The organism is Pseudoalteromonas sp. APC 3495 (genome assembly GCF_030407645.1).
Classification (GTDB): domain Bacteria; phylum Pseudomonadota; class Gammaproteobacteria; order Enterobacterales; family Alteromonadaceae; genus Pseudoalteromonas; species Pseudoalteromonas tetraodonis.
Genome location: NZ_JASDDA010000012.1, coordinates 32,520 through 45,844, shown reverse-complemented (window position 1 = coordinate 45,844; position 13,325 = coordinate 32,520). Strand labels below are relative to the sequence as shown.

General features: G+C 40.8%; 9 protein-coding genes. 5 read left to right on the top strand and 4 right to left on the bottom strand.

Annotated features, from left to right (window positions below; genetic code table 11):
• Positions 1-234: 234 nt before the first annotated feature.
• The gene (locus QL984_RS07205; protein WP_013463714.1) at positions 235-1,116 is read left to right on the top strand and encodes a DMT family transporter; all 882 of its coding nucleotides are present in this window, start codon (positions 235-237) and stop codon (positions 1,114-1,116) included.
• Between the two features lie 44 nt (positions 1,117-1,160).
• Here QL984_RS07205 and QL984_RS07200 read toward each other — a convergent pair whose 3' ends face one another.
• The 4 genes from QL984_RS07200 to QL984_RS07185 form a co-directional block, all read right to left on the bottom strand.
• Positions 1,161-1,478 carry a multidrug efflux SMR transporter gene (locus QL984_RS07200; protein WP_010392612.1) on the bottom strand — a complete coding sequence of 106 codons (318 nt, stop codon included), beginning with the start codon at positions 1,476-1,478 and terminating at the stop codon, positions 1,161-1,163.
• Positions 1,478-3,010 (bottom strand): bifunctional GNAT family N-acetyltransferase/carbon-nitrogen hydrolase family protein, encoded by a 1,533-nt coding sequence (locus tag QL984_RS07195; RefSeq protein WP_013463712.1) that lies wholly within the window; start codon positions 3,008-3,010, stop codon positions 1,478-1,480. Before QL984_RS07195 ends, QL984_RS07200 begins: the two co-directional genes overlap by 1 nt.
• An 88-nt stretch (positions 3,011-3,098) precedes the next feature.
• Positions 3,099-3,947 (bottom strand): MBL fold metallo-hydrolase, encoded by an 849-nt coding sequence (locus QL984_RS07190; RefSeq protein ID WP_013463711.1) that lies wholly within the window; start codon positions 3,945-3,947, stop codon positions 3,099-3,101.
• Between the two features lie 76 nt (positions 3,948-4,023).
• Positions 4,024-6,312: a penicillin acylase family protein gene (locus QL984_RS07185; protein ID WP_290172255.1), complete on the bottom strand. Its 2,289-nt coding sequence runs from the start codon at positions 6,310-6,312 to the stop codon at positions 4,024-4,026.
• Between the two features lie 156 nt (positions 6,313-6,468).
• On the opposite strand from QL984_RS07185, the gene ycaO reads away from it, so the two are divergent.
• The 4 genes from ycaO to nadE all read left to right on the top strand — a co-directional run bounded on the left by ycaO (position 6,469) and on the right by nadE (position 13,290).
• Positions 6,469-8,229 carry a 30S ribosomal protein S12 methylthiotransferase accessory factor YcaO gene (gene ycaO / locus QL984_RS07180; protein WP_013463710.1) on the top strand — a complete coding sequence of 587 codons (1,761 nt, stop codon included), beginning with the start codon at positions 6,469-6,471 and terminating at the stop codon, positions 8,227-8,229.
• Positions 8,230-8,347: 118 nt separating this feature from the next.
• Positions 8,348-11,701: an ATP-binding protein gene (locus tag QL984_RS07175; protein ID WP_290172252.1), complete on the top strand. Its 3,354-nt coding sequence runs from the start codon at positions 8,348-8,350 to the stop codon at positions 11,699-11,701.
• Positions 11,702-11,748: 47 nt separating this feature from the next.
• Complete coding sequence (locus QL984_RS07170; RefSeq protein WP_028834876.1) at positions 11,749-12,381, top strand: YceH family protein; 633 nt, start codon at positions 11,749-11,751, stop codon at positions 12,379-12,381.
• Between the two features lie 72 nt (positions 12,382-12,453).
• Positions 12,454-13,290: an ammonia-dependent NAD(+) synthetase gene (gene nadE / locus QL984_RS07165; protein WP_013463707.1), complete on the top strand. Its 837-nt coding sequence runs from the start codon at positions 12,454-12,456 to the stop codon at positions 13,288-13,290.
• The last annotated feature ends 35 nt before the right edge of the window (positions 13,291-13,325 follow it).

Here is a 13,325-nt window from a genome sequence, read left to right as displayed (position 1 = left end):
CGAGTTATTATTTATGACCCAAAATAACACAGCAAATAGAAAAAAGCCGCCAAATATAAATAACCTGGGCTCTGGCGGCTAGCAGTAACATCCCTCACACTATAGCCGATTTAAGCAGTGCGTCACTGTGGCAAATTGTCGCAGGTGATGAATATTCATTATGCCTTTTTGATGGTCGCTTTAATGCCAGAGTACTGCTAAATTAGCTCTCCACTTTTTTGTATGTTATTTAAGATGATTTGGATTTTACTCACTATTTTTGCCGCATTTATGCAGTCATGGCGTAATGCGCTGCAAAGCAAATTAAGCGCTCATGTCAGCGTTGCTGGCGTTACTCTAGCCCGCTTTATTGTCGCAAGCCCTATTGCAGGGCTGTATTTATATGCGCTTTATTATTACCAAGATGCGCCTCTCCCTTCATTTAATCCTTTATTTATTAGCTATATTATTGGAGCCAGCATAGTGCAAATTATTGCCACAGGGCTCATGGTGAAGTTGTTTAAAATGAACAATTTTGCAGTAGGCGCCGGCCTTGCTAAAAGCGAAGCGCTAATGGCGGCGATATTAGGGTTACTATTTTTTGGTTCGGCGCTTTCATTTTTAGGTTGGATTGGTGTATTTATTGGCGCACTCGCTGTATTGCTATTAAGCGGCATTGCGAATGTGAAACATTTTAGCTTAAAAACCGCCTTAACAGGGCTTGCTTGCGGTACTTCGTTTGCGTTGTCATCGTCATGGATCCGCGAAGCAAGTTTAAGCTCGGGTATAGCTTTTCCTTATGCACCAGCGTGGGTTTTGTTACTGATTATTAGCTTGCAAACACTGATGTTATGTATATACATTGCTTTAAAAGAGCGCCATACCTTTAAAATGATGTATCAATATAAGAAAATGACAAGTGCAGTGAGTGTATTTAGCTGCTTAGGTTCCGTAGGCTGGTTTAGTGCCATGAGCTTACAGCATGTCGCCTATGTAAAAACGCTCGGTCAAATAGAAGTATTTTTTACCATGTTAATCTCTATTTTATGGCTAAAGCAGCCGCTAAAGCGCCAAGACAGTGCGGGGCTAGTGCTGATTGCAGTGGCTGCCATATTGGTTATGCTGCCAAGTAGTTAAAAAAAGCGCAGGTATAAATCTGCGCTTGTTTTTTAATCTAACAATTAATGACTAATTTTTAAGGTGATGACACCACAAATAATCATTAATACACCAGCAATACGGCCAAAAGTGGCTGCATCACCATAAAATAATATACCAACTAAAAACGTACCTGCTGCGCCAATACCCGTCCATACCGCATAAGAAGTCCCCATAGAGATTTGCTTTTGCGCTAACCAAAGCATAAAGCCACTTGCGACCATAAACGCGATTGCAATTGCAATGCCTTGCCAACGAGTTTCAGGGGTTTGAGAAATTTTTAAGCCTATTGGCCAACCAATTTCAAGTAACCCTGCAATTATTAAGTACATCCACGCCATTAAACATCTCTCTTTTTCAATATCACTTCATATAAATCACTGCGGCGGTCTTTTAAGTTACGCACGGTACCTTCACTGTGAAGTATTTTTAACTTGTCCATATCTAAGTCGCTAAATAATAGCATTTCGGTATTGGTGGTGGCCTCATTTAGTGTGGCATCGTGTGGAAATGAAAAGTCAGACGGTGTAAGAACAGCAGATTGCGAGTACTGTACATCTAAACTTTCTACTTCGGGTAAATTACCCACCGAACCTGCGATAACCACATAACATTCGTTTTCAATAGCGCGCGCTTGTGCACAGTGGCGAACACGTAAATAACTATTTTTGGTGTCGGTCCAAAATGGCACAAATAAAATATCAAGCCCTTGGGTTGCTAAAATACGCGACAACTCTGGAAACTCTACATCGTAACAAATTTGAATCCCTACGCGACCGGCATCGGTTTCAAATACCGCTATTTTATCACCGCCTTGAATCACCCAATCATTATGCTCATGCGGGGTGATATGAATTTTACGTTGCTCATCTATTTTGCCACTGCGGTGGCACAGGTAACTCACGTTATAGATTTTATCCCCCTCGGCAAGCGGCATAGAGCCGGTGATAATATTCGCGTTGTACTCAATTGCCATGCGCGACATCGCGTTTTTAAATGTCTCAGTGTATTCAGCTAAATAACGAATGGCTTCGGTTTGATTACTTTGCTCAGTTAACCCCATCAGTGGCGCGTTAAAGAACTCCGGAAATAAAATAAAGTCGCTTTTATAATCAGACACCGTATCAACAAAATATTCAACTTGCTTAAGCATTTCTTCAACCGACTCAACACAGCGCATTTGCCACTGCACAGCCCCTACACGTACAATTGATTTAGTCGACTCAATAACGGTATCGGTTGGCTCAAACATAATGTTATTCCACTCAAGTAACGTGGCATAACCTACTGATTCTTGATCCTCTGGAAGGTACTTTTTAAGTAAACGCTTTACCTGAAAATCGTTAGCTAATTGAAAGCTCAATATTGGATCGTATATCTCTTTTTGATCCACCTTGGCAATGTATTCCATTGGCGTCATATCGTTGCTGTGATTGTAATAACGCGGAATGCGGCCACCCGCTAAAATAGCGCGTAAGTTATATTGGCGACATAATTCTTTACGGGCATCATAAAGACGACGCCCTAATCGCATGCCTCGGTACTGCTCACTAATAGCAACATCTAAACCATATAGCGCGTCACCTGTGGTATCACTAAATACACGGTCATGGCCATCAGCAATATCTTCATAGGTGTGCGGGTTTGAAAAACGTGCATAATCTACTTGGACACTCAGCGCTAAACCCACCAGCACGCCATCATCAACAATACCAATTTGCCCTTCAGGGAACTGATCTATAAGTCTAAAAATTGTATGGCTTGGCCATGCGCCGCCTAAATCAGGGTACGCTTCGTCCATCAAGGTTTTAATTTGTGGGTATTGTTCTCTGCTTAAATTACAAATTTCAAGATGGGTTTTTTCTGCCGACATATACAACTCCTTTAGGCACGTAAAAATCAAAAAAGCTGAACAAATGCTCAGCTTAATTAGGTTTATGCGTTATGGTTCGCGCTAGGCGCTACTTTAAACTGCGATAAAAAAGGGTGGTTACACGCTCTTTTGGTAACCAGTTTGCATATTCAAGGCCAAGTTCTGATAATGGATCGGCTTTGAGGACTTGCTCTAAACTGGCATCGTTTTGCATAGCATTAAGCATAACATCTTTCGCTTTTTGTACCAGCTTACGATACGTCATTAGCCCTGAACGGTCGCTTATCGGGCCATGCCCTGGAATAACGGTTGTTTTTTCATCAATTTGTTTGATCACATCATCAACCGCCGCTAAAACACCATCAACACTACCGCCACTATCTACATCAACAAAAGGTAAGCTTCCAAAGTTAAAATATATATCGCCCATGTGCACTATGTTGTCGTTACTAAAAAAGATAACCGAGTCGCCATCTGTGTGTGCATTTGAGTAGTGCACAACATGCGCATGCTCATTGTTAAAGTGCAGTTTTAAATCATGGCCAAAACTAATACGCGGTAAGTAATCAGAACCCTCACCATGTTTTTCTTTTAAGCGTTTGTGCACATTGTCGTGAGCAATCACATGTGCGCCCGCTTTGGCAAAGTTCTCGTTACCACCAGTATGGTCACCATGATGATGGGTATTAATTACAAACTCGGCACTGCCTGGCTTTAAGTCGCTAATGGTTTTTTTTATATCGTCGGAAAGCTTGGCAAACTGATCGTCAATAATATAAATGCCATCATCCCCCACGCTTGCGGCAATGTTACCGCCTTGACCAAATAACACGTAAACATGTTCACTTAATTGTGTAGCCGTAACAGGGTTTTCATCCGCAAATGCATAATTGCTTAACAGTAAACTGGTGATTAATGCCGGTAGTAATTTTTTCATTTTTGTTTTCCTATAATTGCTTTATCTGGGTTATAAAACGTTATTACTACTTATTTAGCTCACTTTGCATCCAAGGCTAGTCGTTCATTGGTGCAATTTCAATTTGATGCATTAATGCTTGCGGTAATAATGGCGTGTGCTTGCCTTTTACATATTCATCAAAACCAGCTCGGTAAAATTCAGAAAGTGGGTGCCCTGATTGCCCACCCGGAATCGTTAAAATAGCATTCTTTAAGTGCCCAGGCTGAACAATAAAACGCTGTGATGCGCCAAAACTACGTTTTTGCACCGCTGGCATATAACTGTCACCAAACCCGGGCGCTGTTGGCATGTTAAGTAACTTACTTAGTATGGGCATTTGTTTAGCAAACGGGTGCTCAATCGCTAATTCGTTTACTTTTCCCCACTGCCAGTTTTGTATGTTACTACCAAACCTTGATGTTAACTGCGTGAGTGTTTGCTCAAATGCGCCCTGTAATTGCTGCTCCCAATTAGTAAACTGCGGATTAACCCAACTTGTTGGCTGAGCCTTTATTAACTGCCAAACAGCAGGCTCTAAATCACGTTTCACATATTTTAATGTGCCATCTTGCTGGTTGAGTGTTGTCTCAATACTGCTAAATAAAATATTAATCAGTTCATCACGATACGTCTTTACTAAGGTATACCCTATTGATTGCGGGCAAGCGCATTGCTGCCAGTTTTCGAGGGCATTTATATGATCTTTATAGCGCGTGGGCTGCTTTTTTAACTGCTCAAGCAATAAGGCATGCCAAGGCATTAAAAATCGTGCTTGGTTATCTAACTGCAACTGATAAAAATCACTTTCATTAAAGCGTTGTTTTTCAAATAACCTATCGCGAATTTGCGTTGCACGTGCTCCAAGCGCATAGCCGCCATTACCAAAACGGACGTTATCATCAGCAGATACCACTCGAGAATTACCTGTCCACAATCGCCCGTTTTCAGGATTTTTAATAAAAGGTCGATCGATTTCGTTTTGCTGCCAAAGCGCGGAGTAATCTTCTTCTTTTACGGCTAATTCACTAGGTGTTGTTCGCGCAGGTATGCCGCCCATATTTTTCCATGCTGCATTTCCTTGGTCATCGACCACCAGCAGGTTTTGCACAGGAATGCCTACGTCACTTGCAATATCAAGCGCATCATCAACACTCTGTGCTTGCTCAAGCTGTAATAGCTGCATATTAACGGCGTATGGTTGATGTGCAGCCCAGCTCAGTGCATAAGGCTTTTCATTAATGTATTTTACCGGACCGTATTCACTGAGCGTAAGAGAGTAACTTTCTACTTTGCCACTGGGTAATGCAATAGACTCATCTACTTGCCACATTTTGCTATCGCTATTAAGCGCAATCCAATCGGCGGTATCTAAATACCCGTTGGTAAACCCCCATGCAACGTTGTTATTTGTGCCTACTACAATCGCCGGCGCTCCCGGAAGCGAGACACCCGTTACCTGCATGGGTTTATTATTTAATGAATAGTTTAATTGGGCTCGATACCAAATAACCGGCACAGCCATTGATAAATGCATATCATCAGAGAGCATCGCAGCCTGAGTGTTGGTTAAATTTGAGGTGACCGCCCAATTATTACTACCCACTTCTAAGTTAGCGGTAATGGGTTTAATCGCGGTGATTGGTTGCGATAAAAGCTCGGGGATTGGGTTATTCAAAAGAGCGAGCTGACTGCCATCCAATGCGGCTTGATATTGGCTAGGCTGAGTTAAAAAACTTACCATTTCAGCACCGTACTGCTGCTCTATTTGAATTAAAGCTTGGTCGCGCTCAAATGTAGATGACTGTAAATCAAGGTACATGCTAAAAATAACTAATAAACTGTCTTCACTTTGCCAAGGCTTTTGCTCGGCCCCTGTGATTAAATATTCAAAACTTGGGTACCCTACTTGTGCAAGGCCTTCATTTACACCTTGGGCATAACTGCGTAGCAGCTGTTTGTCGGCCTTCGGGAGGGTTTTTAAAATAGCTTGGCTGCGTTTACGTAATTGGTGAAAACGCATTTTTTTATCAAGCCCAAGCGCGGCTTCACCAAATAGTTCGCTTAGCTCACCGGCCGCATTACGACGTAATAAATCCATTTGAAAAAAGCGGTCTTGCCCATGCGCATACCCTAAGCCATAGGCAGCCTCATGACGAGTAGTTGCAGTAATAACGGCTTGGCCAAGCGTATCACGAGCGACTTTAACGGGCTGTGTTACCGCATCGCTTCGGCCTTTACCATCAAGGGCTGGCAAACTTAAGGTCAAAACGCCGTAAACAATTGCAGTACTGGCGAGTGCTAAAACCACAACAACCAATAGCAACCGTTTGATTACTTTAAACATAAACATACCCTTTAACTATTTCAATAAACTATTATTAGCATATATTCATAATCGTTCTATTAAAAACGCTACGAAAAGCGGGTAAAGGGTGAAATAAACATCAAAATCCACGATAATACACAGTTCATGTATTGTGCAGACCTAGTTGAGATAAAAATGACTGAAAAAACATTTATTAAAGGTAAAGACCGCGATTTAGAATCGTCTATCTCTACCATGCAAAACAAGCTAAAAGCGCTAAATATTAATATTGAAGAAGCGCTGTGGCTTAACCCTGTAGCAAACTGTTATTCAGTTCATATAAAAGATAGCGACTGCGGTGTGATGTTTACTAATGGTAAAGGTGCCACTGATAAAGCCTCTATTGCCTCTGCGCTAGGTGAATATTTTGAGCGTTTAAGCTGTAACTACTTTTTTGCTGATTTTTACTTAGGCGAAGAATTTGCCAATGATGACTTTACTCATTATCCAAACGAGAAATGGTTTAAAGTTGAAAACGATGAAATACCACAGGGTATTATGGATGAGAGCTTATGGGATTATTTTGACCCAGAGCGTGAATTAACCGCATCACACCTTTATGACTTTAACTCTGGCAATTTCGAACGTGGTATTTGTTCTGTACCGTACACTCGTCAGCGCGACAACCAAGACATTTACATTCCGGTGAATGTGATTGGTAATATTTTTGTTTCTAATGGTATGAGTGCCGGTAATACTAAATTTGAAGCCCGTGTTCAGGGATTATCTGAAGTATTTGAGCGCGCTATTAAAAACCGCATTATTGCCGAAGGTATCAGCTTGCCAATCGTGCCTGAAGAGGTGGTAAAACAATACCCTAAAATTCATGAAGCTTGTGAAGAGCTGCGTAGCCATGGCTTCCATTTACGCATTGCGGATGCATCACTAGGCGGTAAATACCCAGTAATGAGTGTCACGCTTATAAACCCTGTTGATGGGTCAGTATTTGCTTCTTTTGGTGCCCACCCTTCATTTGAAGTAGCGCTAGAGCGTACCGTTACTGAATTACTGCAAGGTCGTCGCCTAGATCAACTAGACGTATTCCAACCTGCTACATTTGATAACGACGAAGTCGCTACTCCTGAGAACATTGAACTGCACTTTATTGATTCAAGCGGTTTAATTTCACATGACTTTTTCCGCTCTGAAGCAGATTTTGAATTTGTACATTGGGACTTTAGTGGTTCAACTGAGCAAGAATACAACTTCTGTACTGATTTAATTCATAGCATGGGTCACGATATATATATTATGGATTACACCCACTTAAACGTGTATGCATGTCGTATTTTAGTTCCTGGTATGTCAGACATTTATCCAGTAGATGAGTTAATTTGGCGCAACAATAATGAAGGCGCTAAATTCCGTGAAGACTTCTTATCGCTTGATCAGTACGATAGCGAACAATGGATGGAAATTTACGACAACCTCGAAGAAGCAGGCCACAGCGATATTATTCGCGCAGCTGAATTCATTGGCTTAGCAACCGACGCCGATACACCTTGGCACACACTACGCATTGGTGAGCTTAAAGCACATTTATGCTTAGCGGCGGGTAATGAAGAAGCTATTGACTGGGTTGATTGGATTTTGCATACCGGCCAAGTAAACGACGAAGCGATGCGTCACTTTCGTTGCTTAAAAGCAATCCTTGAAATTAAATATGATGACGAGCGCGAATATGCAAGTTATCAAGATGCATTAGGTTTAATGTTTGGTAGCGACAATGTCACGCTTGCTATTGAAATTGCTGAAGGTCGTAAATTATTTAACGGCTTAACTTTCCCAGGCTTATCGCTTGAGGGTTTTAAAAAGCATGCAGCACTTCTTGATGGTTACCGCAAATTACACGTTGCAAAGCAACAGCATTGGGCGCGCGAAGTTAGCGACTCATAACCACACCTAAACTACTAATTATAAAAATAAAATGGCGCATTTTTAACTGCGCCATTTTTATTTCTTCGATAAATTGACTATAGTTAGCCTGTCTTGATTAACAACTTAATTACATTCTATGTCCCCGCAGCGCAAAAACAAACGCACCCGAATTAATAACGCTAAGCTGACTTTTTTATTATCGCTGGTGTTGATAATCACTATCAGCTTGGTGCTTGATCACGTCAATTATCACCGTGAGATAGATGCTTATCGATTACGCACTCTGTCGCAGGTAAGTACCTATAGAGCACAACTTGAAGCTGTATTAGTGTCTAATATTCAACTCATTCGTGGCTTAGCTATTGCTGTTGCCGCTGAGCCAAACTTAGATCAAACTCGCTTTGAACAAATTGCAGCCCCACTTTTTGAAACCTCAAATGAGCTACGTAACATTGGCGCGGCGCCAGACATGGTAATAAAAATGACCCATCCGCTTAAAGGTAACGAAAAAGCGATAGGTCTTAATTTTTTGGAAAATAAAGCACAGCGCGAAGATGCCATTAAAGCAAGAGACACGAATACGATCGTGATGGCAGGTCCACTTCAGCTTGTCCAAGGCAACGAAGCCTTGATTGCGCGCGTACCAGTATACTTGCCAGAAAATAACGCCTTTTGGGGATTGCTCTCAGTGGTACTCGATATAGAAAAAGTTTATGAAAACTCGGGGATTATTGAACTACAGCAAAATTATAATATAGCAATACAAGGACGTAATGGATTAGGTAAGCAAGGTGAGTTTTTTTTCGGTGACCCCTCTATTACTGATCAAGACCCTCTAGAATTTACTTTAAACTTTCAAGGAGGTGTTTGGCAGCTTTATGTTATACCCAAGCAAGGCTGGCAACCAGTGAGTTCTTCGATCTGGCCTTTACGGTTCATTATTTTAACCGTGTTAGGCTTGCTCATTTCTGCCTTTTTGTTTTATCTAAAAATACTCAACCGTGAACAAGAAAGCGAAAGAATGCTTGAGGTGATGAGTAATTTAGCACAAGTCGGTGCATGGTCGTTTAACTTAGAAAAAAAACACGTGTTTTGGTCAGATATGACTAAAAAAATATTTGAATACCCATTAGATGAGCAACCAAAATGGTCAGAAAATTTAAACTATTTTAAAGAAGGTGAAAGTAGAGAAAAAATCGCTAAACTGGTTGAAAGAGCAATTAAGCATGGTGAAAGTTACGAAACTGAGCTTGAAGTGATCAATGCAAATGGTCAGTCTGTATGGGCACTTGTTCACGGTGAAGCTGAACATAAAAATGGCCGTTGTGTAAGAATATTTGGTTCATTACAAAATATTGATGCCCGTAAAAAAGTAGAATTAGAAAATCGTAAAATTGCTCGTTTTAACGAAACCTTGGCCTCCTTAACGGTGAGTGATGAAATATTAAATGGCAAACTAAGCCAATCTAAAGAATTAATCACGCAGTCTATTTGCCAAGCCCTTGAGGTAAACTGCGCCAGTATAAAATTGTTTAATCAACAAAGAACCCAGCTAATTCAATTTGCGAGTTTTAATCGTTCAGGTAGCGAAAATAATATTCCGTGGCTGCAAGAAACTATTCCTGACTTTTTTACCGCAATAGAACGAAAAGCGATATTTTGTGTTGATGATGCTCAACAACATCCCTACTTAGCCCCTATCAAAGAAAGCTACCTTCAACCGTTTTCAATCAAGGCGATGCTGTGTGTTCTTATTCCTGCAAGCAGTGGCTCTATTGGAGTAGTTTGTGCTGAGCAAGATATAGTTAGAACATGGAGCCATAATGAAGAAAGCTTTTTAATTGCTGTAGGGGCTTTAATTGGCAGTCTTTACTCTAGCCAACAACGTATAGAAACAGAGGCACAACTAGTCAAGGCAAAAGAAGCCGCAGAACAAGCTGTGATTGCAAAAAGTGAGTTTTTAGCCAGTATGAGCCATGAAATTCGCACACCCATGAATGGGGTGTTGGGAATGCTTAATATTGTTAAAGCAACCCAATTAGATCAACAACAAAAGCATCATATTAAACTTGCACAATCATCTGCAGAGTCATTGTTAGGAATTATTAATGATATTTTAGACTTTTCTAAAATAGAGGCTGGCAAGTTAGACATTGAAAATATTCAATTTAATTTACCTCGCTTACTGAGTGAAGTGGTTGAGTCATTTGCATTAAAAGCCGAGCAAAATAACACCACGTTAATTTTGGATGCAACACATATCACCAGCAGCGAATTTATTAGCGATCCGAATAGATTACGTCAAATTTTAAGTAACTTAATTGGTAATGCCGTTAAATTCACCCAAAACGGTGAAATATTGATAACCGCTAAAATTGCCCACACACTTGGCGCCACAGTTTTAGAATGTGCAATCGCTGACTCAGGTATAGGAATCAGCGCAGAGAAACAGCCCCATTTATTTGATTCATTTACTCAAGCAGACACATCAACCACACGCCAATATGGTGGCACAGGCCTGGGTCTTGCTATTGTAAAGCAGCTGTGTGAGCTCATGGGTGGCAAAGTGAGTATGAGTAGTACACCAAATGAAGGCAGTACATTTTCCTTTTTTATAAAGATAACCCCTCAATTAGTTCAAGAGCACGAAGCATATCAAGCAATTGAAAATAAGCGTATTTGGGTTATTGATGATTGCTTACTCAATACCACTATTGCCAAAAAACAATTAACTCGCTGGGGGGCTAAGGTCAGCACGATCTGCGATTACCTGTCTATAAGTGCCTACATTAATAGCCATGAAGATACCCCACCAAACATTGTGCTCGTTGACAGTGCTTTATTTGAACCATTATACGAAGCTCAAGCACTCGCACTTAAGCAGTTTTTAGCAAGAAGTAGCGGCCATTTAATTATTATGGCTCCCATGAGTTATACAAATAAAAACGCGACCTTACCATTAACCGAAGAAACCCTCGTATTTAAACCACTCACCCCTTTTGATTTACAAAATGCGCTGACTGCAAAAAGCACTATCGAGCAAACACACGTTGATACACAACTAAAGTCGCTTGCTGCCACTGAGGTTATGACAGATACACTCGCGGCGCATGTTTTATTAGTAGAAGATAATAAAATTAACCAAGTTGTTACCGCTGCTTTTTTAAAACAGTTGAACGTGACATTTGAGATTGCTGAAAATGGTGCTGAGGCAGTTGAAACGTTGAATCAAAACCCAGCTAACACTTATCAATTAATATTGATGGATTGCCAAATGCCTACGATGGATGGCTACCAAGCAACTATTGCCATCAGAGAAGGCAAAGCAGGCAAGGTAAATAAAAACATAACAATAATAGCGCTTACCGCAAATGCAATGCAGGGTGATAAAGACAAATGTTTGGCCACTGGTATGGATGACTATTTAACTAAACCCCTCAATGCCACAACTCTTCATTCTAAGCTCCAGCAATGGCTTACAAGCAAATAACAGTGTAAGCTAAAAATAGAATTTATTAGGTGAGATAAGGTATGCAATTGCAATTATCAATGGAGCAACAACGCGTTATTGGTTGTTTATTAGAAAAACAAAGCACAACACCTGAGCACTACCCTTTATCGTTAAATGCATTAACAAATGCCTGTAATCAAAAATCGAATCGCGCGCCAGTTGTTAATTATACAGAAGAGCAAGTTCAAACAACCGTTGATGAATTAATCAGTATGCGATTAGTCACTGTAAATGAAGGGCTGTCTGGGCGAGTTAATAAATACGATCATCGTTTTTGTAATACTGAGTTTAGTCACCTGCAATTTGATCAACAGCAAAGGGCGATTATTTGTTTATTATTATTGCGAGGCGCACAAACACCTGGCGAATTAAAAACACGCAGTAGCCGCCTTGCCGACTTTGCTCGTATTGATGATGTTGAAAAGTCACTTGAACAACTAATTCAAAGCAATCATGTTAAAAAGCTGCCGCGCGAATCAGGTAAACGGGATTGTCGATATATTCATTTATTTGCAGATCAATCATCTGTGAACGAGGCTTCACTTGAGGCACAAACACACACTGATGATATAAAAAACACTGAGCTAAATGACTTACTTGCAGAAATTGATGAGCTAAAAGTCCAGCTTAAACAAATAAAAGCTCACTTAGGGCTTTAATTCATAAATATGAAATCACATAATAGTTGCTCTATGTAGAGCGTAAAAATTATTTAACTAAAGGAGCGGGCCATGCGCGCCGAGATTATGGCTGAAATGAAAGTTCAGCCTTCGATTGATGTAAACGCTGAAATTAAACGCCGAGTGGATTTTATTAAAGCACGTTTAAAAGCGGCATATTCAACCTCACTTGTACTAGGGATCAGTGGTGGTGTAGATTCATCGACCTGTGGCCGTTTGTGTCAACTTGCTATTGATGAGCTAAACCAAGAACACCCTGACACTCATTATCAATTTATTGCTGTACGCCTACCTTATGGCGTTCAAGCTGATGAAAGTGAAGCGCAAATGGCGGTTGATTTCATTAAGCCGAGCACCCGCATGACAGTAAACATTAAACCCGCAACCGATGCTCTGCATGAGCAGACAATGGCAACTCTCGCGGGTACCGAACAAACACTCCCTTCGCAAGATAAAATCGATTTTATTAAAGGTAATGTCAAAGCACGTCAACGCATGATTGCGCAATATGAAATAGCCGGCTTTTGCCAAGGCTTAGTGGTCGGTACCGATCATAGTGCTGAAAATATTACGGGTTTTTACACTAAATTTGGTGATGGTGCATGCGATTTGGCTCCTTTATTTGGCCTATCAAAACGCCAAGTTCGCGCATTAGCAACCACATTGGGTGCGCCTGCGCTTTTAGTTGAGAAAGCACCAACAGCAGATTTAGAAAGTGATAGACCTGGACTAACAGACGAAGAAGCACTTGGCTTAAGTTATGAAGAAATTGATGACTTTTTAGAAGGTAAAGCAGTTTCAAGTCATGTAGAAGAAACGCTAATTGCAATTTACCAGCGCACGCAACATAAGCGCCAGCCTATTCCAACAATATACGATGCTTTTTAAATCAATATTATAAGCGTGATTTAACTGATCGAGCC